The organism is Streptomyces sp. NPDC050610 (assembly GCF_040654875.1).
Lineage (GTDB): Bacteria > Actinomycetota > Actinomycetes > Streptomycetales > Streptomycetaceae > Streptomyces.
In genome coordinates, this window is the sequence record NZ_JBFAIV010000004.1 from 344,133 (window position 1) to 369,630 (window position 25,498).

The 25,498-nt window shown below is 74.1% G+C and carries 22 protein-coding genes; 16 read left to right on the plus strand and 6 right to left on the minus strand.

Annotated elements, in window-relative coordinates:
* The first annotated feature begins 209 nt into the window (after nucleotides 1–209).
* The 6 genes from fmt (at nucleotide 210) to AB0I22_RS07745 (ending at nucleotide 6,627) form a co-directional block, all read left to right on the plus strand.
* Nucleotides 210–1,145 (plus strand): methionyl-tRNA formyltransferase, encoded by a 936-nt coding sequence (fmt, locus tag AB0I22_RS07720; protein ID WP_363129741.1) that lies wholly within the window; start codon nucleotides 210–212, stop codon nucleotides 1,143–1,145.
* Between the two features lie 53 nt (nucleotides 1,146–1,198).
* On the plus strand, nucleotides 1,199–2,665 hold the full coding sequence (locus AB0I22_RS07725; RefSeq protein WP_363129742.1) for a transcription antitermination factor NusB: 1,467 nt from the start codon (nucleotides 1,199–1,201) through the stop codon (nucleotides 2,663–2,665).
* A gap of 73 nt (nucleotides 2,666–2,738) precedes the next feature.
* Nucleotides 2,739–3,962, plus strand: a complete 1,224-nt coding sequence (locus AB0I22_RS07730) for a MerR family transcriptional regulator (protein WP_363129743.1) — start codon at nucleotides 2,739–2,741, stop codon at nucleotides 3,960–3,962.
* Nucleotides 3,962–4,618 carry a hypothetical protein gene (locus tag AB0I22_RS07735; protein WP_363129744.1) on the plus strand — a complete coding sequence of 219 codons (657 nt, stop codon included), beginning with the start codon at nucleotides 3,962–3,964 and terminating at the stop codon, nucleotides 4,616–4,618. The genes AB0I22_RS07730 and AB0I22_RS07735 overlap by 1 nt, the downstream gene beginning before the upstream one ends.
* A gap of 118 nt (nucleotides 4,619–4,736) precedes the next feature.
* Nucleotides 4,737–5,432 (plus strand): ribulose-phosphate 3-epimerase, encoded by a 696-nt coding sequence (gene rpe / locus AB0I22_RS07740; RefSeq protein WP_363129745.1) that lies wholly within the window; start codon nucleotides 4,737–4,739, stop codon nucleotides 5,430–5,432.
* 205 nt (nucleotides 5,433–5,637) lie between these two features.
* Nucleotides 5,638–6,627 (plus strand): sugar-binding domain-containing protein, encoded by a 990-nt coding sequence (locus AB0I22_RS07745; RefSeq protein ID WP_363129793.1) that lies wholly within the window; start codon nucleotides 5,638–5,640, stop codon nucleotides 6,625–6,627.
* 212 nt (nucleotides 6,628–6,839) lie between these two features.
* Here the strand turns inward: AB0I22_RS07745 and AB0I22_RS07750 are convergent, their stop codons facing one another.
* Nucleotides 6,840–8,255, minus strand: coding sequence for a helix-turn-helix transcriptional regulator (locus tag AB0I22_RS07750; RefSeq protein ID WP_363129746.1), 1,416 nt, complete (start codon nucleotides 8,253–8,255; stop codon nucleotides 6,840–6,842).
* Between the two features lie 316 nt (nucleotides 8,256–8,571).
* Between AB0I22_RS07750 and AB0I22_RS07755 the strand changes: the two genes are divergently transcribed.
* Nucleotides 8,572–9,528, plus strand: coding sequence for a GDSL-type esterase/lipase family protein (locus AB0I22_RS07755; protein ID WP_363129747.1), 957 nt, complete (start codon nucleotides 8,572–8,574; stop codon nucleotides 9,526–9,528).
* Between the two features lie 18 nt (nucleotides 9,529–9,546).
* Here the strand turns inward: AB0I22_RS07755 and AB0I22_RS07760 are convergent, their stop codons facing one another.
* From AB0I22_RS07760 to AB0I22_RS07770, 3 genes are read right to left on the minus strand one after another with little or no spacing between them, the layout of a single operon-like run.
* Nucleotides 9,547–10,239 (minus strand): hypothetical protein, encoded by a 693-nt coding sequence (locus AB0I22_RS07760; RefSeq protein WP_363129748.1) that lies wholly within the window; start codon nucleotides 10,237–10,239, stop codon nucleotides 9,547–9,549.
* Entirely contained in the window at nucleotides 10,236–10,811 is a 576-nt protein-coding gene (locus tag AB0I22_RS07765; protein ID WP_363129749.1) for a DUF6114 domain-containing protein, read from the minus strand. The genes AB0I22_RS07760 and AB0I22_RS07765 overlap by 4 nt, the downstream gene beginning before the upstream one ends.
* Complete coding sequence (locus AB0I22_RS07770; protein WP_363129750.1) at nucleotides 10,808–11,539, minus strand: DUF6230 family protein; 732 nt, start codon at nucleotides 11,537–11,539, stop codon at nucleotides 10,808–10,810. The genes AB0I22_RS07765 and AB0I22_RS07770 overlap by 4 nt, the downstream gene beginning before the upstream one ends.
* Before the next feature lie 212 nt (nucleotides 11,540–11,751).
* On the opposite strand from AB0I22_RS07770, the gene AB0I22_RS07775 reads away from it, so the two are divergent.
* The 6 genes from AB0I22_RS07775 to AB0I22_RS07800 all read left to right on the plus strand — a co-directional run bounded on the left by AB0I22_RS07775 (nucleotide 11,752) and on the right by AB0I22_RS07800 (nucleotide 19,047).
* On the plus strand, nucleotides 11,752–13,218 hold the full coding sequence (locus AB0I22_RS07775) for a GuaB1 family IMP dehydrogenase-related protein (protein WP_363129751.1): 1,467 nt from the start codon (nucleotides 11,752–11,754) through the stop codon (nucleotides 13,216–13,218).
* A gap of 152 nt (nucleotides 13,219–13,370) precedes the next feature.
* The gene (locus AB0I22_RS07780; RefSeq protein ID WP_363129794.1) at nucleotides 13,371–14,075 is read left to right on the plus strand and encodes a methyltransferase; all 705 of its coding nucleotides are present in this window, start codon (nucleotides 13,371–13,373) and stop codon (nucleotides 14,073–14,075) included.
* Between the two features lie 244 nt (nucleotides 14,076–14,319).
* Nucleotides 14,320–15,828, plus strand: a complete 1,509-nt coding sequence (locus AB0I22_RS07785; protein WP_363129752.1) for an amino acid permease — start codon at nucleotides 14,320–14,322, stop codon at nucleotides 15,826–15,828.
* A 20-nt stretch (nucleotides 15,829–15,848) separates the two neighbouring features.
* Nucleotides 15,849–16,298 (plus strand): Lrp/AsnC family transcriptional regulator, encoded by a 450-nt coding sequence (locus tag AB0I22_RS07790; RefSeq protein ID WP_363129753.1) that lies wholly within the window; start codon nucleotides 15,849–15,851, stop codon nucleotides 16,296–16,298.
* A gap of 194 nt (nucleotides 16,299–16,492) precedes the next feature.
* Nucleotides 16,493–17,293, plus strand: coding sequence for a carbon-nitrogen hydrolase family protein (locus AB0I22_RS07795; protein WP_363129754.1), 801 nt, complete (start codon nucleotides 16,493–16,495; stop codon nucleotides 17,291–17,293).
* Nucleotides 17,294–17,346: 53 nt separating this feature from the next.
* Nucleotides 17,347–19,047, plus strand: coding sequence for an NAD(P)/FAD-dependent oxidoreductase (locus AB0I22_RS07800; protein WP_363129755.1), 1,701 nt, complete (start codon nucleotides 17,347–17,349; stop codon nucleotides 19,045–19,047).
* A gap of 280 nt (nucleotides 19,048–19,327) precedes the next feature.
* Here AB0I22_RS07800 and AB0I22_RS07805 read toward each other — a convergent pair whose 3' ends face one another.
* Nucleotides 19,328–20,017, minus strand: coding sequence for a DUF5995 family protein (locus AB0I22_RS07805; protein ID WP_363129756.1), 690 nt, complete (start codon nucleotides 20,015–20,017; stop codon nucleotides 19,328–19,330).
* Nucleotides 20,018–20,608: 591 nt separating this feature from the next.
* On the opposite strand from AB0I22_RS07805, the gene AB0I22_RS07810 reads away from it, so the two are divergent.
* Together AB0I22_RS07810 and AB0I22_RS07815 are read left to right on the plus strand one after the other, a co-directional pair.
* The gene (locus AB0I22_RS07810) at nucleotides 20,609–21,994 is read left to right on the plus strand and encodes a solute carrier family 23 protein (protein WP_363129757.1); all 1,386 of its coding nucleotides are present in this window, start codon (nucleotides 20,609–20,611) and stop codon (nucleotides 21,992–21,994) included.
* A 204-nt stretch (nucleotides 21,995–22,198) separates the two neighbouring features.
* On the plus strand, nucleotides 22,199–22,489 hold the full coding sequence (locus AB0I22_RS07815; protein ID WP_363129758.1) for a hypothetical protein: 291 nt from the start codon (nucleotides 22,199–22,201) through the stop codon (nucleotides 22,487–22,489).
* Between the two features lie 263 nt (nucleotides 22,490–22,752).
* On the opposite strand, the gene AB0I22_RS07820 is transcribed toward AB0I22_RS07815, so the two are convergent.
* A complete protein-coding gene (locus tag AB0I22_RS07820) occupies nucleotides 22,753–23,946 on the minus strand; it encodes an MFS transporter (protein WP_363129759.1) in 1,194 nt (397 codons plus the stop codon).
* A 128-nt stretch (nucleotides 23,947–24,074) separates the two neighbouring features.
* Here AB0I22_RS07820 and AB0I22_RS07825 point away from each other — a divergent pair, with 128 nt between their 5' ends.
* A complete protein-coding gene (locus tag AB0I22_RS07825) occupies nucleotides 24,075–25,283 on the plus strand; it encodes an ROK family transcriptional regulator (protein WP_363129760.1) in 1,209 nt (402 codons plus the stop codon).
* The last annotated feature ends 215 nt before the right edge of the window (nucleotides 25,284–25,498 follow it).

A 25,498-nucleotide genomic window follows, 5' to 3' on the forward strand; every position in this document is an offset into this window, starting at 1 on the left:
GCGTACGCCCCCTACGGTCGCGGATCGATCCCGCAGCCCCGCCGTACGGCCTTGACCCTGCCCGTACGGTCGCGTCCCCGGGACCGTACGGCCATGCCGTCGGCCCCGAGCCCCCACGGCCCTGCCGCCCGTACGGCCGCGGCCCCCACCCCCAGGGCCTAGACTGGTCCGCCGTTCCGCTCGGCGCGTTGAGAGGTAGATCGCCACCCATGAGGCTCGTCTTCGCCGGTACCCCCGAGGTCGCAGTGCCCGCCCTCGACGCGCTGCTCGCGTCGGACCGGCACGAGGTCGTCGCCGTCGTCACCCGGCCCGACGCCCCCGCCGGGCGCGGCCGCCGACTGGTCGCCAGCCCCGTCGCCCAGCGCGCCGAGGAAGAGGGCATCGAGGTGCTCAAGCCCGTCAAGCCGCGCGACGAGGACTTCCTCGCCCGGCTACGGGAGATCGCCCCCGACTGCTGCCCCGTCGTCGCCTACGGCGCGCTCCTGCCCAAGGCCGCGCTGGAGGTGCCCGCCCGCGGCTGGGTCAATCTGCACTTCTCACTGCTGCCCGCGTGGCGCGGCGCCGCCCCCGTGCAGCACGCCGTACTGGCCGGGGACGAGGTGACGGGCGCGTCGACGTTCCTGATCGAGCAGGGGCTCGACTCCGGGCCGGTGTTCGGGGTGCTCACCGAGGAGGTCCGCCCCACCGACACCAGCGGCGACCTGCTGACCCGGCTGGCCTTCGCCGGGGCCGGGCTGCTCGTGGCCACCATGGACGGCATCGAGGACAACACCCTCGAAGCGGTGCCCCAGCCCGCCGAGGGCGTCACCCTCGCGCCGAAGATCAACGTCGAGGACGCCGAGGCCGACTGGACCGCGCCCGCGCTCCGCGTCGACCGGGTGGTGCGCGGATGCGCCCCCGCCCCCGGCGCGTGGACCCTCTTCCGCGGCGAGCGGCTCAAGTTGATGTCCGTGGCCCTGTGCCCGGACCGCGGCGACCTGGCGCCCGGCGAACTCTCCGTCGCCAAGAACGCCGTGTACGCCGGCACCGGCTCGCACGCCGTCGAGCTGCTGTGGGTCCAGCCCCAGGGCAAGAAGCCGATGAAGGCCGCCGACTGGGCGCGGGGCGTCCGGATCGCCGAAGGCGAGCGGCTCGGCGCCGCGTAGGACCCGGGGCGTAGCCTTGAGCCCATCGTCATCCCAGCTCCGGAGCACCTTTCGTGAACGATCAGGCCCCCCGCCGCCGGCCCGCCAGGCCCGCGAAACCCCACCGCCGCCCCAAGAAGGACCCCGTGCGGATCCTCGCCTTCGAGGTGCTGCGCGCCGTGGACGAGCGGGACGCCTACGCGAACCTGGTGCTGCCGCCGATGCTGCGCAAGGCCCGCGACAAGGCCGCAGCGGGCAAGGACGGCACGGCGTTCGACGCGCGGGACGCGGCGCTGGCCACCGAGCTGGTGTACGGGACGCTGCGCCGCCAGGGCACGTACGACGCGATCATCGCGGCCTGCGTGGACCGGCCGCTGCGCGAGGTGGATCCGCCCGTCCTCGACGTGCTGGGACTGGGCGCGCACCAGCTGCTCGGGACCCGCATCCCCAGCCACGCGGCGGTCTCCGCCACCGTGGAACTGGCCCGCGTCGTCCTCGGCGACGGGCGCGCGAAGTTCGTCAACGCGGTGCTCCGCAAGATCGCGGCCGATGACCTCGACGGCTGGCTGGAGAAGGTCGCGCCGCCCTACGACGCGGACGCCGAGGACCACTTGGCGGTCGTCCACTCCCACCCGCGCTGGGTCGTCTCCGCGCTGTGGGACGCCCTCGGCGGCGGCCGGGCCGGCATCGAGGACCTCCTCGAAGCCGACAACGAACGGCCCGAGGTGACGCTCGTCGCCCGCCCGGGCCGCGCCACCGTCGACGAGCTGATGGCCGAGGTGGGCGAGGACTCCGGACTGCCCGGCCGCTGGTCCCCGTATGCCGTGCGGCTCGCCGAGGGCGGCGAGCCCGGCGCGCTCGACTCGGTCCGCGATGGCCGGGCCGGCGTGCAGGACGAAGGCAGCCAACTGGTCGCGGTCGCCCTGGCCAACGTCCCGCTGGACGGCCCCGACCAGCGGTGGCTCGACGGCTGCGCGGGCCCCGGCGGCAAGGCCGCCCTGCTCGCCGCGCTCGCCGCCGAGCGCGGCGCGGCGCTGCTCGCCTCCGAGAAGCAGCCGCACCGCGCCCGCCTCGTCGGCCGGGCGCTGGCCGGCAACCCCGGCCCGTACCAGGTGATCGCGGCGGACGGCACCCGTCCGCCCTGGCGCGAGGGCGTCTTCGACCGCGTCCTGGTCGACGTGCCGTGCACCGGCCTCGGCGCGCTGCGCCGCCGCCCCGAAGCCCGCTGGCGGCGCCGGCCCGAGGACCTGGAGGGCTTCGCCCCGCTCCAGCGCGGGCTGTTGCGCGAGGCCCTGCGCTCGGTGCGCGTCGGCGGCGTCGTCGGCTACGCGACCTGCTCGCCGCATCTCGCCGAGACCCGCGCCGTCGTCGACGACGTCCTCAAGGGGCGCGGCGGACCGGCCCCCGGCGCCGAGCTGATCGACGCGCGCCCCCTGATGCCGGGCGTCCCGGCGCTCGGGGACGGCCCGGACGTACAGCTGTGGCCGCACTTGCACGGTACGGACGCGATGTACCTGGCCCTGCTGCGGCGTACGGACTGAACGAGGGTTCCTCTCGCGGGGGCGCGTCCGCCGAGTTGACCTTCGAGTCGGTTGAACGCCCACCATCGCGTCCATGGACGACATGGACGACGTGGACCACATGGGCGACACGGACGACAACCGCGACACCCCGCCGCTGCTGAGCATCGGCACCTTCGCCCGGAGCGTGGGGCTGGCCCCCAGCGCGCTGCGGTTCTACGACGACTGCGACGTGCTGCGGCCCGCCCGGGTGGACGAGGCCAGCGGGTACCGCCACTACGCACGTGCCCAGCGGCCGCGCGCCGTCGCGCTGCGCAGGCTGCGTGCGGCCGGGCTGCCGCTGGCGGAGGTGACGGCGGTGCTCGACGGGGAGCCCGAGGAGGCCCGCCGGGTGCTGCACGGCCATCTGCTGCGCACCCGGGACCTGGCCGAGGCCACGCGGGCTGCCGTCGAGGAGATCCTGCACGCGCTGCCGGGCGGCGGCGGGCGCGCGGCAGCCGTCGTCGGCGGGCCCGAACTGGCGAGCGCGCTGCGGCAGGTCGCGCCGGCCGTCGCGCGCGGCGCGGCCCGCGAGGAGTTCCCGGTGCTCGGCAACGTACTGATCGAACTCGACGGCCAGGAGGTGCGGCTGGTGGCCACCGACCGCTACCGCCTCGCCGTCCGCGTCCTGCCGGGGCGCTCGACGGCGGGCGGGCCCGGCCGGGCGCTGGTCGGCGCCGACCAGCTGGCGGAGATCGGCGCCTGGGCGCTGAGCGGTACGGACGTCCGTATCGAAGTCGACGGCGGGCGGGTAGCGCTGCGCGCCGACGACGGGCCGCGGCGCTGCCTGCCGGGGGCCGACGGCGCGTTCCCCTCGTACCGCACGATGCTCGACGCGCTCGCGCCCGTACGGACCAGAGTGATCACCGACCGGAGTGCGCTGCGGGCGGCCCTCGACGGGCGGCACGGCGAGGGCGTGGTGCGCGTCCGGGTCCAGGAGCGGGAAATCGCCCTCGGTCAGGGCGACTTCGGGCAGAGCGACTTGGGGCAGGGTGACTTCGGTCAGGGCGACTTCGGCCAGAGCGATCTCGAACAGGGCGGCTCACCGCCGGCGGCCCTGCGCGCCGTGTGCACGGGGCCGCCGCAGGACCTCGCCTTCGACCCCGCCGTGCTGCTGCCGGCCCTGGAGGCGAGCGTCGGCCCCGACGTCCTGCTGGAGATCGCCTCCGCCGCCGAACCGGTCGTCGTCCGCTCCGCGGACCAGGGCAGTTTCACGACCTTGGTCATGCCGGTCCACGGCGCCCCGGGAGGGGACGTCGGGAGGGGACGGAGGCCATGATGAATCCTGACAATCCCGTCGTGCGGCTCTGCGTTCAGGGCATGGAGGCCGAGACCCGCGGCGACGACGCGGCCGCGCGACGGCTGTTCGTACGCGCCTGGGAGACGGCCGCCGACGACTACGAGGCGTGCGTCGCGGCCCACTACGTGGCGCGGCATCAGCTAACGGCGCGGGCGACGCTGGACTGGAACGCGGAGTGCCTGCGCCGGGCGGAGCTGGTGGCCGACGAGCGGGTGCGCGGCTTCTTTCCGTCGCTGCACCTGAACATGGCCCGCGCGCATCAGGAGCTCGGCGACCGGGACAGCGCACGCGAGCATTTCCGCCAGGCCGCCCGGCGGCTGGCGGACGCGCCGCCGGGGCCGTACGGGGACTGGGGCCGGTACGCGGTCGCCGAGGGGCTGCGGGCCACGGGCGGCGGCGCGGACGGGCGCGACGAGCGGCTGCGGGAACTGCTGACCGGGCTGTGCGCCCGTGCGGATCTCGTCCCACTGGCCCTGGTCCTGCCCGCCTTCGTGGGCGACCTCGGGACGGACGACGACCGGGTGCGGCTGCTGACCGCGCTCGGCATGCTCCACGCGGGGCGGCGGCTGCCCGCCGCGGAGCAGGAGTCGCTCGGTGGGATCATCGCCTCTCTGCGGGCGTCGGCCGACGTGTGAGGACGGGCGTCCGGTCCGTGGGCCCGAGCGCCGAATCCGGGGGCGTTATGTGCGGCTCGGTCGCGGAATGCCTGCCTCCGGAGTCGGGGGTGCGCCGCGGGCATGGCAGGCTTGGGGCATGGCCGTGCAGATCAACCCCAGCATCCTGTCCGCGGACTTCTCCCGACTCGCCGACGAGGCGCGTCGCGTAGGGGGCCCCGGCGGCGCCGACTGGCTCCACGTGGACGTGATGGACAACCACTTCGTCCCCAACCTCACGCTCGGCGTGCCGGTCGTCGAGTCGCTGAGCCGCGCCGCGGACACCCCGCTGGACTGCCACCTGATGATCGAGGAGCCGGACCGCTGGGCGCCCGCGTACGTCGAGGCCGGGGCCGGTTCCGTCACCTTCCACGCGGAGGCCGCCGCCGCGCCCGTACGGCTCGCCCGCGAGATCCGGGCCAAGGGGGCGCGGGCGTCCATGGCGCTCAAGCCCGCCACGCCCATCGAGCCGTACGAGGACCTGCTGCCCGAGCTGGACATGATGCTGATCATGACGGTCGAGCCCGGCTTCGGCGGCCAGGCGTTCCTCGACATCATGCTGCCCAAGATCCGCCGGACCCGGCAGCTGATCGCCAAGCACGGGCTGGAGCTGTGGCTCCAGGTCGACGGCGGGGTGTCGGCGACCACCATCGAGCGGTGCGCCGAGGCCGGCGCCGACGTCTTCGTCGCGGGCTCGGCCGTCTACGGCGCGGAGGACCCGGCGGAGGCCGTACGCTCCCTGCGGTCGATGGCCGCGGAGAGCACCGGCGAGGCGGGCTGGTCGTGCGACCACTGAGCCACGGGGAAGTGAACTCGGAGGTCAGGGCCTGAGCGGGGTCCGTGGCATCTGACAGGATGACGGTGGTGTCCGCGCGGCGGACCCATTACACGTACACAGAGCTCGAACTCATAGCTCGGACTCGTAGCTTGAATCCGAACCTCGATCAATTTTTGAACTAAGTGAGGAGACCGCGGTGTCGACGGGCCGTTCAGCCACGCGGATGGGACCCGCCGAGCTGGTTCAAGCGGCGGCCATGGCCCGCCGCTTCTACCTAGAGGGCAAGTCCAAGATCCAGATCGCCGAGGAGTTCGGCGTCAGCCGCTTCAAGGTCGCGCGCGTCCTGGAGACAGCGCTCGAACACGACCTCGTGCGGATCGAGATCAGGGTGCCCGCGGAGCTCGACGCGGAGCGCTCCGACGCACTCCGGGCCCGCTACGGCCTGCGCCACGCCGTGGTCGTGGAGTCCCCGGCCGACGCCAGCGACGACGCGCCCGACCCGGAGAACCTCGGCGAGGTGGCGGCCGACCTGCTGGGCGAGCTCGTCGCCGAGGGCGATGTGCTCGGCCTCGCCTGGGGCCGCTCCACCATCCACATGGCCGCGGCCCTGCACCGCCTGCCGCCGTGCACCGTCGTCCAGCTCACCGGCGTGTACGACGCGGGCACCGCCGAGCGCGGCTCCGTCGAGGCCGTACGGCGGGCCGCCCAGGTCTCCGGCGGCGAGGCCCACCCCATCTACGCGCCGATGCTGCTGCCCGACTCGGCCACCGCCGCCGCGCTGCGCGACCAGACCGGCATCGCCCGCGCCTTCGAGTACTTCGACAAGGTCACGGTCGCCGCCGTCTCCATCGGCTCCTGGGAACCCGGCATCTCCACCGTGTACGACATGCTCTCCCCCGAGGAGCGGGCGCGCTACGCCTCCTTCGGCGTCGCCGCGGAGATGTCCGCGCACCTCTTCGACGCGGACGGGCGCCGCGTCGGCCGGGACCTGGGGGAGCGCTGCATCACCGTCGAGGCCGACCGGCTGCGGCGCATACCGGAGGTCGTCGCCATCGCCGGCGGCTCGCGCAAGGCCGCCGCCATCGGGGCCGTCCTCCGCTCCGGGCTGGTGACCAGCCTGGTCACGGACACCGCCGCCGCCGACTACCTGCTGCTGGAGACCGGCCCCGGCCCGCGCCCCGCGCTGGACCGGGCGGACCCGGACGGCGCGTGACGCCGCGGGCGTACGAGCCTTGGGCGCACGGGCCTCGTACGCCCTGACCCCGGCCGTACGGGGGCTCTGCTCCGGGCGCGCGCAACCCCCGCCGTATGCGCACCGGGCGTACGCCCCTTGGGGGCACGAGCCTCGGCGTCACGCACTTCGGCTGTACGCGCTCCATACGTACGCGCTCCAGGCATACGGGCCTTGGCGCGTACCAACCCGCGTCACCGGGCGGCGGCGTGCGGGGCTCCAGGGTGCAGGCCGTGGAGGGCCGGGTGGCCGCGGTAGGGCGTGAGGCCGGCGCGCATCGACTGGACCGCGCTGCCCACCGTGTGGGAACGCAGCCCGTCGCCGGCGCGCAGGAACTCCCGCCAGGTGGCGCACGCCTCCTCCAACTGCCCCATTTCCAGCAGGATTTCGGCCTGCCTGGCCAGGGTCAGCGCACGGCCCCGGCGGTCCGCGGCGGCGCGGTGGCGCAGCGACTGCTCCAGCGCGCGGGACGCCGCCGCGAACTGCCCCAGGCGGTGCAGCGTCTCCGCGGTCTGGAACGCCAACGCGGCGGGCGGGTAGTGCGCGAAGGGGCCCCCGTCCTCCGGCGGCCGGTCGCCGGAGTGGTCCCAGGAGCGCTCCCCGGACCGTTCGGCGGCCGCCAGCGCGGTCAGCGCCGCGTGCCGCTCGCCGACCGCCGCGCGGGTCAGCGCCAATTGCGCCAGGGCGAACGCCCGTACCGCGTGCGAGGCGTGCGCGGGCAGCGCGTCGACCGCCGCCTCCACGCAGTGCAGCGCGGTCCGGCGGTGCCCCAGGGCCAGGGACTGAGCGCCTATCGCGCGCAGCGCCACGGCCCAAGTGACCCGGTCCCGGGTCTGGTTGGCCAGCTCCATGGAGAGCCGCAGATACCGCTGGGCCAGGCCGTGCCCCGACATGTCGGCGTGCATCCGGGCCAGTACGAACGCCAGCCGGGCGGTCTCGGTGCGCAGCGTGTCGCGCACGTCCTGCGGTCCGGGCGCGCGCAGCCAGGGCACCGCCGTGTCCGCGATGCAGGCGGCCAGCGCCACCCGGGCGTGCGCGCCGCCGTGCGCGTCCATGGAGGAGGCGAAGAAGCGCACCGCGCCGCGCAACACGGCGACTTCGCTGCTCCCGACGCGCATGCGCTCGGCGGACAGCGGTTCCGCCGGGGCCTCCTGCGGCTCGGCCCAGACCGGCACGTGCGACACGGCCGCCCGGAACGGGCGCAGCAGCAGCGGCGCCCTCGTCACGGGGTCCGTGTCCTGCCGGCTCAGCACGGCCAGGGCGTTGACGGTCTCGGCGGCCCCGGCCCGCCGGACGGCCGGCGGTTCCTGGGGGTTCAGGGGGTCCTGGGGCGACGGGGGAGGCTGGGGAGACGTCTCCTCGAACCCCGCGGCGCCCGCCGTCATCGCCCGTCCCGTCCTGCGCGTGAGCGCCTCGACGATCAGCTGCGGCACGGGGGCGTTCGGCCGGGTGCCCGCCAGCCAGTGCGATACGGAGCTGCGGTCGTACGCGAGGCTCAGTCCGATCTCCGAGCCGACCGAATTGACCGCCCGGGCGAATGCCTCATGGGTCCATCCAGCCTCGCGCAGCAGCGCGCGCAATCGCTCATTGGGGCACCGTCGTTCGGCCATCATGCCTCCGGAAAGCCGCAAATCATCATTACGGGCCGGCTGCCGGGCGGCGGGCCGGAGGCGATGCGCACGCGTGGTCCGGCCGTGGCGGCGGGCAGCTCTCCACATTCATCTCACAGCTGTGACCGGCCGTGAAAGGGCGCATTGGACCGTGCGCCGAGCCATATTCCGTCGCGCCGGGCTTTCAACACTTTCAACACATGACGGTGTGTGGTTCGGCCTCATGGATTGACGATTGCGGGTAGTTCTTGATCCATGGCACCTCTCATCATGAATTCGGACCGATGATGAATCCACTAACGTTCTTGGAGATCACATGACTACCCGGTCCGCCCGCCGGCGCCCCGTCAGGAAGGCGCTGTCGAGGCTCTGGACGGCGGCGGTGCTCGCGCGCGGCGAGGAACCCGGCCGGCAGTCCGAGGTCGCCTGCTCCGGCACGTACGGCGACGACCCGGGGGAGCCGCTGCGGCTCGTCCTGCTGGGAGACTCGGCCGCGCTCTCCATCGGCGTCGAGCGCCGGTCCGAGACGGTCGGATCGGTCCTGGCCACCGCCCTGTCGAAGGCCGCCGCCCGCCGCGTCGAACTCCGGGTGCTGGCCCGCTTCGGGGCGCTCAGCGGCTCCTTGAGCCGCCAGGTGGACCGGATGATGCTCGCCCACCCCGGCGTCGCCGTCGTCGCCATCGGCACCAGTGACGTACTGGCGCCCGTACGGACCCGGACGGCTGCGCGCCACCTGGAGGCCGAGCTGCGGCGGCTCACCGACGCGGGGTGGTCCGTGACGATCGCGACCTGCCCGTACGTACGTCAGCAGCCCGCCGTGCGGCGCTGGGCCCGGTCGCTCACGGCCCGCCGCAGCCGCCGCCTCGCCCGCGCCCAGACCCATGCCGCGCTGCGCTGCGGGGCCCAGTCGGTCTCGCTCTTCGACCACCACCTCGACCTCGGCGACGGGCTGCTGTGCGCCGACGGCCTGCACCCCTCGGCGCAGGGCTACGCGCTGCACCTGCGGCGTCTGGCCCCCGCCGTCCAGGCCACCGCGCGCCTCGCCGCCGAGTCCGGGCGGCCGCGGCCCCCGGAGCACCGGGCCATGCCCGAGCCCCGGCGGTCGGCCGACGGGCCGGTGAGCCCGGGGGCGGCCTGGCCGCACGACCGCGAGGTCCCGCTCCGTACCGCCGCCGCTGCCGCGGTCATCATCCCCGGGTTGCAGTGCGCGCCGGGCCGCCCCGGACGGGCGGTCGTGCGCCTGACGGACGTTCCGCTGCCGCTGAGCCCCTGACGCCTGTCCCGGCCCCCGTCAGCCGCACTCGCGGCCGGTGCCCATGGTCACGCGGTCGCCGCGGATGTCGTCGGCGCTCAGGGCGACGCCGAGGGCGCGGACGTCGGTGAGCTGTACGTACGGCACGGGCACCGGCGGCAGGACGCGGGTGGAGAAGCCCACGGGGAGCAGCCCGAAGACGCGACCGGTGAGCCACTCGGCGCGCAGCCGCACCGTGCCGCGGACCGTCAACCGCCGTGCCGACGTGCACAGTTCACGGCCGCCGCCGTAGGACACCAGGGGGTCGTCGAGGACGACGGATTCGGCCCGGCACACGCCGTGGGCGAGGGGCAGGAGCGGGCACAGCAGGCCGGTCACCGTCATGGTCCGGGCGGTGAGCGAGACCGCCCCGCCGTGCGCGGGCACGGCCGGGCGGCGACCTCCGGTCAGGCAGTCGGCCAGCGCGGACGCGGCCTCGCGGGCCTGCTCGGGCGCCGCCGTGCGGGGGAGCGCGGCGCGCCGGCAGCGCTCGCCGTCCGGGACGGGGCGGTGCGCAGTCGCCGGGACGGGGGCGGCGCGCGCTTCCGGCTCGGGGGCCGGCGTGCGGGCCAGGGCGCGGGCCGGGGCGCGTGCGCTCGGCGGGGGAGCGGCCGGCCAGGCGGGCGCCGCCGTCGCCAGTGAGGTCTGGACCAGGACCGCGAGGGCCGTCCAGCGCGTCGCCGCGCCCGTCACCGCGCCGTCGCGGGCTCGTCGGGCACGGCCTTGGACGCGGATTCGGGCTCGGATTCCGGCGCGGATTCGGAAACGGGCACGGCCTCGGGCGAGCACACGGGCGCGGGAACGGCCTCGGACGCAGTCACGGCCACAGGCGGGACCTCGGACTCGGACGCAGCCACACACGCGGCCTCCGCCACAGGCGCGGACCGCCAGGCCGTCGCGAACGCCCCGCCCAGCACGGCGAGCACCATGCCGACGAGGAAGCCCCCGAGGTTGGCCATCGGGCAGGAGACCAGCCCCAGCACGATGGCCGCCGCGCCGCAGGCCGGCGCCAGCCGGGGCCGCAGCAGTAGGAGGACGGCGCACCCGACGAGGGCGCAGGCGATGAGCACGGCGGAGGTCCCGCCGATCCCCTGGAGGCCGAGCAGTTCGGGGCGGCGCAGCGGGAAGTAGGCCAGTTCCGCGCCGGCCGCCGCCATCAGCGCGGCGGCGGTGAGCGGGCGTTCGCGCAGCCGGGGACGGCGGCGCGCGATACCTTCCCCAGCGCGGGAAGGGACGCGGGGGGAGGCTGGGGGCGAGGCGCTCACAGGCACGAATGATCACCCGGACTGATCGACATGCTGGCGTCCTTGAGGCCGAAGGTGCCCGCGGTGAGCGACCACGCGCGCAGCCGCATCCGGTCGATGTCCAGCGTGCGGGCCTGCTGCCCGTAGGCGCCGCGCGCGCCGCGCACCCCCTCGACGGCGTCCAGCGTCCCGGCGTCCCGCCCCATCTGCACCCGGCCGAACCGCAGGTCGCCGTCCAGCCGCTTGAGGTCGATGACCAGGTTCTCGGCCTCGACGGGGCGGTCCCCGCCCGACCGGATGGTCAGCGTCACGCTGCCGAACGGGGTGTGCGCGACCGACGACTGGCACAGGTGGGAGATGCGCGCGCTGCCGATGCCCGCCACCGCCACGGGGCGGCGCTTGCCCGCGGCGTCCGAGGAGAAGGAGGCGAACTGCACGGCGTCCTTGCCGGCCAGGTGGTCGGCGGCGACCTGGAAGGTGCTGCCCGACACGGCGAAGGTGACCGGGACCGCCGAGGCGGTCGTCGCCCAGACGCTGCCCGCCGCGAGCGCCAGCGCCAGCGGCGCGGCCAGGGCGAGGCGGCGCCAGTCCGTACGGGCCCGCCGCGCGCCGTCACGCGCGCCGCCGCCGGCTCTCGTGGGCTGCCCGGTCTCTGTCGCACCGCCGGCCGGGGCCGTTCCGCGGTCGGCTGCCGTGCCGTCTCCGGCCGCCGTTCTCCCCCCGGCCGCGCCGGGCTCTTGAGAGGTCATGCATTCCTCCACCGTCGTTATGGCCATGGCAGTGGCCATAACCCCCGCCGGATGCCGTAGGACACGTGGGCGGGGAGTTTCGGCGTGTTCTCCAGTCGATCGGGCCCATAAAGCGTCGGCGGGGCCACCGGATCGTCAGGTGTTCCTACAACCGGAGCGGCGCTCAATCGGACGATCGTATTGAGCGGGAAAGGGGCAAGTACCCTGGTGGTATGCGATTCCTCAACCCGCGGACCGGCGCCGTGGAGAGCAGTTCTTCCGTGCCGTACGACCTGACGTACGACGACGTGTTCATGGTGCCGCGGCACTCCGCGGTCGGTTCCCGGCAGGGCGTGGACCTGTCCGCGCCGGACGGGACCGGCACGACCATTCCGCTCGTGGTCGCCAATATGACCGCCATCGCGGGCCGCCGGATGGCCGAGACCGTCGCCCGCCGCGGCGGGCTCGTGGTGATCCCGCAGGACATCCCGATCGACGTCGTCACCGAGGTCATCGGCTGGGTCAAGACGCGCCACCACGTGCTGGACACCCCGATCGTGCTCGCGCCGTCCCAGACCGTCGCCGACGCACTGGCCCTGCTCTCGAAGCGGGCGCACGGCGCGGGCGTCGTCGTGGACGGCGACCACAAGCCGGTCGGCGTGGTCACCGAGACCGACCTGACCGGCGTGGACCGCTTCACCCAGGTCTCCGAGGTCATGTCCAGGGAGCTGCTGCTCCTCGACGCGGACATAGACCCGCGCGAGGCGTTCAACCGGCTCGACGCCGGGCACCGCAAGCTCGCCCCCGCCGTCGATGCGGAGGGCCGGCTCGCCGGCATCCTCACCCGCAAGGGCGCGCTGCGCGCGACGCTCTACACCCCGGCCCTCGACGCCGACGGCAAGCTGCGCGTCGCCGCCGCCGTCGGCATCAACGGCGACGTGGCGGGCAAGGCCAAGGCGCTGCTGGCGGCCGGTGCGGACACCATCGTGGTGGACACCGCGCACGGCCACCAGGACTCGATGATCAGCGCGGTCAGGGCGGTGCGGGCGCTCGACCCGCAGGTGCCGATCGTCGCGGGCAACATCGTCGCCGCCGAGGGCGTGCGCGACCTCATCGAGGCGGGCGCGGACATCATCAAGGTGGGCGTGGGCCCCGGCGCCATGTGCACCACCCGGATGATGACGGGCGTGGGCCGCCCGCAGTTCTCCGCCGTGCTGGAGTGCGCCACGGAGGCGCGCAAGTACGGCAAGCACGTCTGGGCGGACGGCGGCGTCCGGCACCCGCGCGACGTCGCCATGGCGCTGGCCGCGGGCGCGTCGAACGTCATGATCGGATCGTGGTTCGCCGGTACGTACGAGTCGCCGGGCGACCTCCAGCAGGCCGCCGACGGCCGGCTGTACAAGGAGAGCTTCGGCATGGCCTCCGCGCGCGCCGTGCGCAACCGCACCAGCGAGGAGTCCGCGTACGACCGGGCCCGCAAGAGCCTCTTCGAGGAGGGCATCTCCACCTCGCGGATGTTCCTGGACGCGGCCCGGCCCGGCGTCGAGGACCTGATCGACTCGATCATCGCGGGCGTGCGCAGCTCGTGCACGTACGCGGGAGCGGACTCTCTGGCCGAGTTCCAGGAGCGGGCCGTCGTCGGCGTCCAGAGCGCCGCGGGCTACGCCGAGGGCAAGCCGCTGCACGCCAGCTGGAGCTGAGCACGACCGGCGCTCTACGGGCCCGGCCGCCGCGACCCACGCGGCGGCCGGGCCCGTAGCCGTATAAGCCGCCTGCCCCACCGGTGATTCGCCTCCTCCCGAATCCCTTTCCGGCCCCCGGGCCCCGTGCTGTGCTGGTCCGCATGAGTGACATGAGCGAAGAGACGCGCGCGGGAAGCGCGGGAGCGGGACCGGGCACGATCACCCCGGACGGCTGCGCCGTCGAGATGTACGCCCGGATGGGGCCCGACGGCGAGCAGCACATCGTCGCCGGCGCCGTACGGGCCGGGGCCAGGACCGTCCTCGAACTGGGCGCGGGCGCGGGCCGGGTGACGCACGCCCTGCTGGAGCTCGGCTTCGAGGTGGTCGCGGTCGACGAATCGCCCGAGATGCTGGCCGAGATCCGCGGCGCGCGCACCGTGCGCTCCACCATCGAGGGGCTCGACCTCGGCGAGCGCTTCGACGCGGTGCTGCTCGCCTCCTACCTCGTCAACACCGCCGGACCCGCGCTCCGCGCCGACCTGCTGCGCACCTGCCGCCGCCATGTGAAGGACGACGGCTGCGTGCTGATCCAGCGCGAGGGCGAGGGCTGGCACGACCCCGCGAACGTGCCCCGCGAGCTGCTGCGCGGCCCGCTGCGGATCACGGTGGCCGCCGTCGAGCCGCTCGGACCGGGCCGGACGTCCGTACGCATGGAGTACGACTTCGACGGGCGCCGGTGGAGCCAGACGCACACCTCGCACGACCTGGACGAAGCGGCCGTCGAAGCCGTCCTGGCCGAGGCCGGGCTGCGGGTGGACGCCTATCTCACGGACGACCGGACGTGGCTGCGGGCGGTGCCGCAATGTGCTGATTGATGACGTGAGGAGCAACGTTTCCCCATTGGGCCGCCCCCTGCGCAACGATCGTGCGCCGGTGCGCAAGAATGATGCATTACGGGCGTACGCACCCAGCTCGTAGGGTCGTGCGCTGTACGTGGAGTGGCGGGGACCGCCTGCTCGGCGGTCCCTCGGCTACGGGTTGCACGCGCCTTTCGCGTGCCCGCCGCCCGGGCCCGCCGCCGGTCGCCGCCCGACCGGCAGCGATAAAGGAGCCACCCCAGTGTTGGAGCACGGCGCAGCGCCCCCGGCCGCGGACCCCGGGCGGCCCTCGCGGCCGCCCGCCGGCCCCCTCCGACGCGTCATGCGGCGCAAGCCCGTCGAGCTGCTGGTCGCCGAGAGCGGGCAGGGCGAGGGCGGCTCGCTGCGGCGCTCCCTGGGCATGTGGCAGCTGACGATGATCAGCATCGGGGCGACGCTGGGCACCGGCATCTTCGTCGTACTCGGCGAGGCGGTGCCCAAGGCCGGGCCCGCCGTGATGATTTCCTTCGTCCTCGCCGGGATCACCGCGCTCTTCTCCGCCCTCTCCTACGCCGAACTGGCGGGCACCATCCCCGTCTCCGGCTCCTCCTACTCGTACACCTACGCCACCCTCGGCGAACTCGTCGCCTGGGTCTGCGGCTGGTGCCTGATCCTGGAGTACGGGGTCTCCGTCGCGGCCGTCGCCGTCGGCTGGGGCCAGTACCTCAACGAACTCCTCGACGGCACCATCGGCGTCACCATCCCCACCGCTCTCGCGAGCCCGCCCGGCGACGGCGGCGTCTTCAACCTGCCCGCGCTGCTCGTGGTGGCGCTGTGCATGGCCTTCCTGCTCGGCGGCGCCCGCGAGAGCGCCCGCGCCAACGCGATCATGGTCGGCGTGAAGATCGTGGCGCTGCTGCTCTTCTGCGCCGTCGCCTTCACCGGCATCCGGGCCGGCAACTACGCGCCGTTCCTGCCGCTCGGCCTCGGCGGCGTCAGCGCCGCCGGAGCCACCCTCTTCTTCTCCTACATCGGCTTCGACGCCGCCTCCACCGCGGGCGAGGAGGCCAAGGACGCCAAGCGCGACCTGCCGCGCGCGATCATGCTGTCGCTGCTGATCGTCACCGCCCTGTACGTACTGGTCGCGGCCGTCGCGGTGGGGGCCATGCCCTGGAAGTCGTTCAAGGGCTCCGAGGCCGCCCTCGCCGGGATCATGGAGGACGTCACCGGGCAGAGCTTCTGGGCCGTGCTGCTCGCGGCCGGCGCGGTCATCGCCATCGCCAGCGTCGTGCTGACCGTGCTCTACGGCCAGACCCGCATCCTCTTCGCGATGGCCCGCGACGGGCTCGTACCGAAGGTCTTCGGCAGGGTCCACGCGCGCACCGGCGTCCCCCGCGCCAACACCGTCCTCGTCTCCCTCTTCTGCGGCGTCCTGGCCGCCGCGATCCCGCTCGGCCAGCTGGCCGACGCCACCAGCATCGGCACGCTCTTCGCGTTCGCGCTGGTCAACGTGGCCGTCATCGTGCTGCGCCGGACCCGCCCCGAGATGCACCGCACCTTCCGGGTACCGCTCGCCCCGCTCTTCCCGGCCGTCGGTTTCGTCCTGTGCGTCTACATGATGGGTAGTCTGTCCCCCATCACATGGGTCGTTTTCGCGGCATGGATGGCGGTCGGCCTCGTGATCTACTTCGGGTACGGCATGAACCGCTCGCGGCTGGCCCGCGACGCCCGGCCCGCCCCGGAAGACCCGCAGCCGCCCGCAGAGAAGTGACCCGTCCGCACGTGCGCCAGATGAACGAGCTCGACCAGCGCATCGTCCACGCCCTCGCCCAGGACGCCCGCCGCTCCTACGCCGACATCGGCGCCGAGGTCGGCCTCTCCGCGCCCGCCGTCAAGCGGCGCGTGGACCGGCTGCGCGCCGAGGGCGCCATCACCGGATTCACCGTCCGGGTGGACCCGGCGGCCCTCGGCTGGGAGACCGAGGGATTCATCGAGCTGTACTGCCGCCGCAACACCTCGCCGGAATCGATCCACCGCGGCCTCTCCCGCTACCCGGAAGTGGCGTCCGCCTCCACCGTCACCGGCGAGGCCGACGCCATCGTCCAGGTCTTCGCCTCCGACATGCGCCACTTCGAGCGGGTGCTGGAGCGCATCGCGGGCGAGCCGTTCGTGGAGCGCACCAAGTCCGTCCTCGTGCTCTCCCCGCTGCTGCGCCGCTTCACCTCCGGCGCCCCTTCCTGAGCCGCTCCGCCGCGCTTACGGGGCGCGGCGCAATGAATCGCCGCCAGGTCCGTACAACACGCAACGAATCCTCCGGGAACGCGCAACAGAGGCCGCTTGTCCGGTGCTGAGCGCGAACCGTAGCGTCGATACGTCCCGGTGATCGCCTCTTCGATCCCCGGCAGCCGCCCCCCAACCCGGTGAAGAGGTCCCCCATGCCGTCGCTGCGCATCGCGCTGTACCAAGGCCCCGGCGGCGTCCCCGAGACCACCGCGGACAGCATCGCGGCGCTGGCCGCCGCCGCCCGCCGGGCGGCCGGATCGGGTGCCCGGCTGCTGCTCACCGGCGAGCTGTACCTCACCGGGTACGCGATCGGCGAGGACGTCCGCCGGCGCGCCGAGACCGCCTCCGGGCCGGGGGCCGAGGCCGTCGCCCGCATCGCCGCCGAGCAGGGCATCGCCATCGGCTACGGCTACCCGGAGCGGGCCGGGGACGCGCTGTACAACTCCGTCCAGCTGATCGGCCCCGCCGGTGAGCGGCTGGCGAACTACCGCAAGACCCACCTCTTCGGCCCGTTCGAGACGGGCTGCTTCACCCCCGGCGACGACGCCCTGGTCCAGGCCGACCTCGACGGCGTCCGGCTGGGCCTGCTGATCTGCTACGACGTCGAGTTCCCGGAGACCGTACGGGTCCACGCGCTGGCCGGCACCGAACTGCTGCTCGCGCCGACCGCGCTGATGCGCCCGTACGAGATCGTCCCGCAGACGATCATCCCGGCCCGCGCCTGGGAGAGCCAGCTCTACCTCGCCTACGCCAACCGCTGCGGCAGGGAGGGGGAGTTCGACTTCGCCGGGATGAGCTGCGTCGCCGCGCCCGACGGGACCGTACGGGCACGCGCGGGCGCGGGCGAGGACCTGATCCTCGCCGACGTCGACACCCAGTTCCTGAAGGCGTCCCGCGCCGAGAACAGCTACCTCGCCGACCGGCGGCCCCAGCTGTACACCTCGCTCGTGTGAGCACCCTCTCTCGAAGTCCCTCACCCCCCTTTGCCAGTAGGAGAGTCCAGCCGATGACGTCCACGGTGCCCACCGCCGTCCACGACGAGCAGGCGAAGCCCGCCCTGCCGCCCATCACCATGTTCGGCCCGGACTTCCCCTACGCCTACGACGACTACCTCGCCCACCCGGCGGGCCTCGGCCAGATACCCGCGACCGAGCACGGCACGGAGGTCGCGGTCATCGGCGGCGGCCTCTCCGGCATCGTCACCGCGTACGAGCTGATGAAGATGGGGCTGCGGCCCGTCGTGTACGAGGCGGACCGGATCGGCGGCCGGCTGCGCACCGAGCGCTTCGAGGGCTGCGACGAGACGCTGACGGCCGAGATGGGCGCCATGCGCTTCCCGCCGTGCTCCACCGCGCTCCAGCACTACATCGACCTGGCCGGGCTGCGGACCGAGCCGTTCCCCAACCCGCTGGCCCCCGACACCCCCTCCACCATCGTCGACCTCAAGGGCGAGACGCACTACGCCGAGACCGTCGAGGACCTGCCCGAGGTCTACCACCAGGTGATGCACGCCTGGAACGCCTGCCTCGAAGAGGGCGCCGACTTCTCCGACATGCAGCACGCCATCCGCGAGCGCGACATCCCGCGCATCCGCGCGATCTGGGCACAGCTCGTCGAGCGGCTCGACAACCAGACCTTCTACGGCTTCCTCTGCGACTCCCCGGCCTTCAAGTCCTTCCGGCACCGCGAGATCTTCGGCCAGGTCGGCTTCGGCACCGGCGGCTGGGACACGGACTTCCCCAACTCGATCCTGGAGATCCTGCGCGTCGTCTACACCGGCGCGGACGACGACCACCGGGGGATCGTCGGCGGCAGCCAGCAGCTGCCGCAGCGGCTGTGGGAGCGCGAGCCGGCCAAGACCGTGCACTGGGCGCCCGGCACCTCGCTGGCCTCGCTGCACGGCGGCGACCCACGCCCGGCCGTGACCCGGATGGACCGTACGGCGGGCAACCGCGTCACCGTCACCGACGCCTCCGGCGACATCCGCACGTACCGGGCGGCGGTCTTCACCGCGCAGTCCTGGATGCTGCTCTCCAAGATCGCCTGCGATGAGTCGCTGCTGCCCATCGACCACTGGACGGCGGTGGAGCGCACCCACTACATGGAGTCGTCCAAGCTCTTCGTCCCCGTCGACCGGCCCTTCTGGCGGGACACCGACGAGGAGACCGGGCGGGACGTGATGAGCATGACGCTCACCGACCGGATGACGCGCGGCACCTACCTGCTGGACGACGGCCCGGACCGGCCCGCCGCCATCTGCCTCTCGTACACCTGGTGCGACGACAGCCTCAAGTGGCTGCCGCTGTCCGCGAACGAGCGGATGGAGGTGATGCTGAAGTCGCTCGGCGAGATCTATCCCAAGGTCGACATCCGCAAGCACATCATCGGCAACCCGGTCACCGTCTCCTGGGAGAACGAGCCTTATTTCATGGGCGCGTTCAAGGCCAACCTCCCCGGCCACTACCGCTACCAGCGGCGGCTGTTCACCCACTTCATGCAGGACCGCCTCGCCGAGGACAAGCGCGGCCTCTTCCTCGCGGGCGACGACATCTCCTGGACCGCGGGCTGGGCGGAGGGCGCCGTGCAGACCGCGCTCAACGCCGTGTGGGGCGTCATGCACCACTTCGGCGGCGCGACGGACCCGGCCAACCCCGGCCCCGGCGACCGCTTCGAGGAGATCGCGCCTGTGGAGCTCCCCGAGGACTGACGGGCGGCGTACGGACCGGCTTGGCGGGCGGTGTACGAACCGGCTTGGCGGGCGGTGTACGAGCAGGCCTGACGGTGGGTGTACGAACCGGCTTGGCGGGCGGTGTACGAGCAGGCCTGACGGTGGGGGTACGAACAGGCCTGGCGAGCGGCGTACGAACGGGCCGCCGCGGCGCGGGCATCCGCCGCGATGCGTGCCGCCGGCCCCCCGCCCGGCCCCGAGCCGCGGGCCGCCGCCGTGTTCAGGGGACACGGCGGCGGCCCGCTCCCACAGCGCCGCCTCAGCTCAGCGGCGTCAGCAGGCAGCGGCCGACCAGGCCCACGCTCGCGTCGATCCGCTCCGTCAGCTCCTCGGCGACATCGCCGAGCGCGCGCACCGCCCACAGCGCGCGGAACGCCGCCCACGCCCCCTCCCGCGCTGCTTGCAAGCTCCACGACCCCACCAGATGCGTCAGCGGATCGGCCACGTCCAGTACATCGGGGCCGGGCATCAGCTCCTCGCGGATCATCTCCTCCATCCCCGCGAGCAGATCGCCGACCCGGTCGAAGTCGCCCTCCAGCGCGGCCGGTTCGACGCTCCGGGCCCGGCAGGTGTCGACGAGCGCGAGCGCCAGGTCGTGCCCGATATGTGCGTTGATGCCGGCCAGCGCGAACTGAAGAGGCCGTACGGACGGGTGGCGGCGCGACTGGAACAGCGGCCGCCAGCAGGCCGGGGCCCGCCGCCCGGCCCCGGCCGCGTCCACCGCCGCCAGATACCGCCCGGCGAACCGGGCGTCCAGCTCCGCGGCCGTCGCCCGGTCCCGGAAGTGCCCGGCCGCGATCCGCCGGGCGATCTCCGCGGTGACCGACAGATACACCCGGTTGAAGACGGCCACGCCGTCGCCCGGCGGCAGCTCGGCGTCCAGCGCCCGCATGCGCGCCAGCACGCCGTCGACATCGGTCGGGACCCACTGCGACTGCGTCGTCGTCATGTGCTCAGCGTGACAGGCCCGTACCGGGCGCGGCGGGCGCCGGGCGGCGGATGACCGGAACGGATGAACCCCGCCGCCGGGCGCCCGCCGCGCCCGGCCGGTACGGCCACCGCTGCCCCCGGTGTCAGCGGTGACCGGGGCGGCTGCGGCGGCGCCTCCGGCGGGGAGGCCGACGGAAGCGCCGGCTCGGCCCCGGCCGCCCACCGGGCCCGTTCCGGCCGCGTGCCCATGCCGGCCGCACGCGGCCCCCGCACGCCCCCGCCCGGATGCGTTCCGCGCGGGGGCCGGCCCCTCCGGCCGCGCCCGCGCCGAAGGGGTATGTCGCAGCGTCGACCGCGTGTGACGCGAGCAACAGGGTGTGCGCGGGCAGAGAGCGGGCACATCGCGTGCGCGGGGCACGGACCCGCTCCTTCCGGATGATCCCCGGCCGCGCCCCCGGCCCCAGCGCGAGTCCGGCCGCGGGCGGTTTTTGGTCACTGAGCGAATCCACTCGAATACCCCTTCCGGTTCGGTTTGTCCCCGTCGAAGTGATCAGCTATTAATCACTTCGGCTCTGTGGCGTGCAGGGCGGCACAGATGTGGAGCGTGAACATGGCGGGCTTCGGGTGGAAGCTGCACGGCGACGGCAAACACCTGGGCCCCGACGAGGTGGTCAAACCCGGCGAGCGGCTGACGTGGGGCAGAACGGTCGGACTCGGGGCCCAGCACGTCGTCTCGATGATCGGCGCGTGCTTCGTCGCCCCGGTGCTCATGGGCCTGGACCCCGGCCTGGCGCTGATGGCCTCCGGCGTGGCGACGGTGCTGTTCCTCGTGCTGACCCGTGGCCGAATCCCCAGCTACCTGGGGTCTTCGCTCTCCTTCGTCGGCGTGTCCGCGGTCATCGCGGGCCAGGGCGGGGACGCGGGCACCCTGACGGGCGCGATGTTCGTGGTCGGCGCCTGCCTGGCCGGATGCGGCATCGCCGTGCACTTCCTGGGGGCGCGCGTCATCCACGCCGTACTGCCCCCGGCGGTGACCGGCGCCGTGGTGATGCTGATCGGCTTCGGGCTGGCCCCCGTCGTCGCGACCACGTACTGGCCCCAGGACCAGTGGACCGCCCTGGCCACCATGCTCTTCACGGGGCTGGCCCTGGTCGTGCTCCGCGGCTTCTGGGGCCGTATCGCGATCTTCCTCGGCCTGGTCTTCGGCTACCTGCTCTCCTGGCTCCTCGACGCCGTGCTGGGACAGATCCACTCGGCGGACGGCGCCGGCAAGGTCGTCGACCACTGGCGCATCGACTTCTCCGGCGTCGCCAAGGCCGACTGGATCGGCGCCCCCACCTTCCACGCCCCGAACTTCCAGTGGTCGGCGATCCTCGTCGCGCTGCCCGTACTGGTGGCGCTCATCGCGGAGAACGCCGGACACGTCAAGGCCGTCGGCGAGATGACCGGCGACGCCCTCGACGACAAGATGGGAACGGCCATCGTCGCGGACGGCACGGCGACGATGCTCTCCACCGCGGTGGGCGGCCCGGCCACCACCACGTACGCCGAGAACATCGGCGTCATGGCGGCCACCCGCGTCTACTCGACCGCCGCCTACTCCGCCGCCGCCTGCTTCGCCCTCCTCTTCGGCCTCTGCCCCAAGTTCGGCGCGGTCGTCGCCGCGATCCCCGGCGGCGTGCTCGGCGGCATCACCGTCATCCTCTACGGCATGATCGGCCTGCTCGGCGCGCAGATCTGGGTGCGGAACAAGGTGGACTTCTCGCAGCCGCTCAACCTCGTACCGGCGGCGGCCGGCATCATCATCGGCATCGGCGGCGTCACCCTGAAGTTCACCGACAACTTCGAACTGAGCGGCATCGCGCTGGGCACCTTGATCGTCCTCACCGGTTACCACGCGCTGCGCTGGCTCTCCCGCGCCGCCGGCCGTCAGCGGCCCTCCCTGCTGGACGGCGGGACCACCGAGTACGACCACGCCGCCGGCGCAGGGGACTGACCGGGCGGCGCTCCCGCGCGCGGGTCGGCGGCCGGGCTTCCGCACTATGCCGGAAGCCCGGCCGCGGCGCCCTGTTGAGCTGCTGCAACCGGCTCAATTCCGGCCACCCCATCGAATGCACTGCCGCCGAGCCGGGAACCCTCCGGCGCCGCGCCACGGTAAGCGTTCGGTGTCACATTCTTCCTGCGCAACAGGAGACGCAACATGCTGAAGTTCATCGGCCGCGCCGCGGCCGCCACGATTCTGGCGGGCGCCGTCGTCGTCCCCATGTCCGGCGTGGCCCAGGCCCACGACGGCTGGCGCCACAACGACTGCCACTCCTACGGCAGCTACCACGACCTGCCGGCCCGCGGCTGGGGCAACAGCTGGAACAACGGCTGGGACAACGCCGAGTGGGGTCACAGCGGTCGCTGGGGCCACAGCGGCGGCTGGGGCTGTGACAACCACCGCTGGCACGGCGGCCACCACAACCACCACCAGGGCTGGGGCTTCTGACGCCTGGCGGCTTACCTGCCGGCAGACCGTGGGCCGTACCGCGCACTCCGTCGAGGGGAGCGGGGTACGGCCCATGCCGCGTGTATGGGCTGCTGTCGATCCGGCGTGGTGCCCGTAACGCCCGGCGGTCGTCCGTACCGTCGCCGGGCGTTCGTACCGCTCGACGCCCGTACGCACAGTCGGCGAGCCTCGCCCGAACCGGCTGCCCGTGTGCGCCTACAGGCCTCGGATCGGGTGCCCGTACGGTCCGCCGAGCCCCCGGATCAGCTGCGCTCGACCGCCGTGGACTGCGCCCCGGCCGCCTCGCGGCCGGCGCCGCGCAGGACGCCCGCCCCCGCGATCAGCCCGAACGCGAGCGCGGTGACCAGACCGAAGGAGACCGTGAGCGACGTCGCGTTGGCGATCTGGCCGATGGCCGCCGGGGCGACGAGCCCCGAGGTGTAGGTGATCGTCGCGACGCCCGCGATGGCCTGGCTGGGCGCCGGGCCGCTCCGCGCGGCGGCCGCGAAGGCCAGCGGCACGACGACCGCGATGCCCAGCCCGATCAGCCCGAACCCCGCGATGGCCGGCCCCGGGCCGTTCGCGAGGACCACCAGCAGGCCGCCCGCCGTCGCCAGCACGCCGCTCGCCCGTACGGTCCGTACGGGCCCGAAGCGCCGCACCACCGCGTCGCCCGCGAACCGGGACGCGGCCATCGTGCAGGAGAACGCCGTGGTGCAGGCCGCGGCGAGGCCCGCGTCGGAGTCCATCACGTCCCGCAGGTAGACGGCCGACCAGTCCAGGCTCGCGCCCTCCGCGAAGACCGCGCAGAACCCGATGGCGCCGATGATCAGCGCGGAGCGCGGCGGCAGCGCGAACCGGGGCGGCGGGTGCTCCTCGGCCGTGCCGCGCAGATCGAGGACCCACCGGCAGGCGAGCGCGCCCAGCACGACGAGGACCGCCGCCGCGACGGCCAGGTGCAGCCGGGCGTCCACGTCGGCCCGCGCGGCGAGCGTGCCCGCCGCCGAGCCGACGAGCGCCCCCGCGCTCCACATGCCGTGCAGCCCGGACATGATCGAGCGGCCGAGCCGCTCCTCGGTCTCCACGCCCAGCGCGTTCATGGCGACGTCCGCCGCACCGGCCGTGGCGCCGTAGACGAACAGGACCGCGCACAGCCCGGCCAGGCCCGGGGCGATCGCGGGCAGCGCGAGGGCCGCGCACCACAGGCCGAGCAGCCCGCGCAGCGCGGCGCGAGAGCCGAAGCGGTGGGATATCCGGCCCGCGAGCGGCATCGCGCACGACGCGCCGATCGCGGGGAACGCGAGCGCCAGCCCGAGGAGGCCGGAGCTGATCCCCGCGTGCTCCTGGATCCAGGGGACCCGGGTGGCGAAGTTGCCGGTGACCGCGCCGTGCACGGCGAAGACCACCGATATGGCGACGCGCGCCCTGCGCAGTTGCGGATCCGTGCCCTTGGCCATGCCCCCATGTCCTCCCCGAAGGGCCGCTCAGCCCTCCCTCCGACCTGCCCTGTCCATTCGAGGCGATAAACTATCAGGAACCCTGCCTGTTAAATAGCCTGTCCACCAGCGTCTGCGAGGAACCCGGCATGCGCACCGCGACCCCGAGCACGGCCCGCGCCATCAACGACCGCATCGCCCTCGAACTCCTCCGCGACGAAGGCCCCTTGACCGCAGGCCAGCTCAGGGCCCGTACCGGGCTCGCCCGGCCCACCGTCGCCGACCTCGTCGAACGGCTCCGGGAGACGGGCCTGATCGCGGTCGTCGGCGAGGCGGGCGCCGAGCGCCGCGGCCCCAACGCCCGGCTGTACGGGCTCGTCGCCGACCGCGCCCACCTGGCCGCCGTGGACGTACGCGCCCACAGCGTCGCCGTCCGCGTCGCCGACCTGCTCGGCCGGCCGCTCGCCGAGGCGTCGCTGCCCGTCGACCCGGACGCGAGTACGGGCCCGCGCTCGACGAGAGTTCTGGTGGACGTCGTCGAACTGGTGGCCCGTACCGCCGCGGAGGCCGGCGCCACCCGGCTGCACACGGTCGGCGTCGGCGCCCCCGGCCTGATCGACCCGGCCACCGGCGCGCTCTCGCCCACCGGCGGCCTGCCGCGCTGGCACGGCCGGCTGTCCGCCGCCCTGCACGACCGGCTGGCCGTCCCCGTCCTGCTGGAGAACGAGGTCAACCTCGCCGCCGTCGCCGAGCGGCGGCTCGGCGCGGTCCGCGACCGGGACACCTTCGTCCTGCTCTGGCTCGGGCTCGGCACCGGCGCGGCCGTCGTCCTGGGCGGCAGACTCCACCGCGGCGCGTCCGGCGGCACCGGCGAGATCGGCTTCCTGCCGGTCCCCGGCACCCCGTCGCTGCCGTCGGCCACCGCCTGCGACGGCGGCTTCCACTCCCTCGCGGGCAGCGCCGCCGTGTGCGCCCTGGCCCGCGAACACGGCATCGCTCCTGTCCCGGACACGACCGAGCCGTCCGACGGGGCCGCCGCGGCGGAGGCGTCGGTACGCGCCGCGGCCGGCGCGGGGGAGCGGGGCGAGGGCTTCCTCGACGCGCTGGCGGACCGCGTCGTTCTCGGCGCCGCCGCCCTGTGTGCCGTGCTGGACCCGGGCTGCGTGGTCCTCGGCGGCGAGACCGGCCGGGCCGGCGGCGCGGCCCTCGCCGACCGCGTCGAGCGGCGGCTGGCCCGGATGTCCCCGCTGCGCACCGAGGTGCGCCCCACGGCCGTAGGCGGCTCGGCGGTGCTGCGCGGCGCCGTCCTGACCGCGATGGACGCCGCCCACAACGACCTGTTCTCGCCGGACCGTTGACCGCGGTCCGGGCGGCGCGGGGTGCGGTGCGTAGTGAACCGATGACCCGATGTATGCTCACATGGCGTCGGGTCGGTCCTTGCCGTACCCGACGGCCTGCGGACACGAATGCCGCTCTCGCTCCGGCCCTTGGCGGGCCCGGCTCCGATGCCGGGCAGGACGCTCACCGGAGTGCTTCGCGCCGCCGCAGGTAGCGGTCCTTTGCCGCCCCGGCT

What these genes read in the sequence shown, in the direction of transcription:
- rpe (WP_363129745.1), top strand. Translation starts at nt 4,737, where the DNA reads ATGGCCGTGCAGATCAACCCCAGCATCCTGTCCGCGGACTTCTCCCGA.
- AB0I22_RS07805 (WP_363129756.1), bottom strand. Translation starts at nt 20,017, where the DNA reads ATGACGACGACGCAGTCGCAGTGGGTCCCGACCGATGTCGACGGCGTG.
- AB0I22_RS07780 (WP_363129794.1), top strand. Translation starts at nt 13,371, where the DNA reads ATGAGCGAAGAGACGCGCGCGGGAAGCGCGGGAGCGGGACCGGGCACG.
- AB0I22_RS07800 (WP_363129755.1), top strand. Translation starts at nt 17,347, where the DNA reads ATGACGTCCACGGTGCCCACCGCCGTCCACGACGAGCAGGCGAAGCCC.
- AB0I22_RS07815 (WP_363129758.1), top strand. Translation starts at nt 22,199, where the DNA reads ATGCTGAAGTTCATCGGCCGCGCCGCGGCCGCCACGATTCTGGCGGGC.
- AB0I22_RS07770 (WP_363129750.1), bottom strand. Translation starts at nt 11,539, where the DNA reads ATGACCTCTCAAGAGCCCGGCGCGGCCGGGGGGAGAACGGCGGCCGGA.
- fmt (WP_363129741.1), top strand. Translation starts at nt 210, where the DNA reads ATGAGGCTCGTCTTCGCCGGTACCCCCGAGGTCGCAGTGCCCGCCCTC.
- AB0I22_RS07750 (WP_363129746.1), bottom strand. Translation starts at nt 8,255, where the DNA reads ATGGCCGAACGACGGTGCCCCAATGAGCGATTGCGCGCGCTGCTGCGC.
- AB0I22_RS07820 (WP_363129759.1), bottom strand. Translation starts at nt 23,946, where the DNA reads ATGGCCAAGGGCACGGATCCGCAACTGCGCAGGGCGCGCGTCGCCATA.
- AB0I22_RS07810 (WP_363129757.1), top strand. Translation starts at nt 20,609, where the DNA reads ATGGCGGGCTTCGGGTGGAAGCTGCACGGCGACGGCAAACACCTGGGC.
- AB0I22_RS07775 (WP_363129751.1), top strand. Translation starts at nt 11,752, where the DNA reads ATGCGATTCCTCAACCCGCGGACCGGCGCCGTGGAGAGCAGTTCTTCC.
- AB0I22_RS07735 (WP_363129744.1), top strand. Translation starts at nt 3,962, where the DNA reads ATGAATCCTGACAATCCCGTCGTGCGGCTCTGCGTTCAGGGCATGGAG.
- AB0I22_RS07755 (WP_363129747.1), top strand. Translation starts at nt 8,572, where the DNA reads ATGACTACCCGGTCCGCCCGCCGGCGCCCCGTCAGGAAGGCGCTGTCG.
- AB0I22_RS07790 (WP_363129753.1), top strand. Translation starts at nt 15,849, where the DNA reads ATGAACGAGCTCGACCAGCGCATCGTCCACGCCCTCGCCCAGGACGCC.
- AB0I22_RS07795 (WP_363129754.1), top strand. Translation starts at nt 16,493, where the DNA reads ATGCCGTCGCTGCGCATCGCGCTGTACCAAGGCCCCGGCGGCGTCCCC.
- AB0I22_RS07730 (WP_363129743.1), top strand. Translation starts at nt 2,739, where the DNA reads ATGGACGACATGGACGACGTGGACCACATGGGCGACACGGACGACAAC.
- AB0I22_RS07745 (WP_363129793.1), top strand. Translation starts at nt 5,638, where the DNA reads ATGGGACCCGCCGAGCTGGTTCAAGCGGCGGCCATGGCCCGCCGCTTC.
- AB0I22_RS07825 (WP_363129760.1), top strand. Translation starts at nt 24,075, where the DNA reads ATGCGCACCGCGACCCCGAGCACGGCCCGCGCCATCAACGACCGCATC.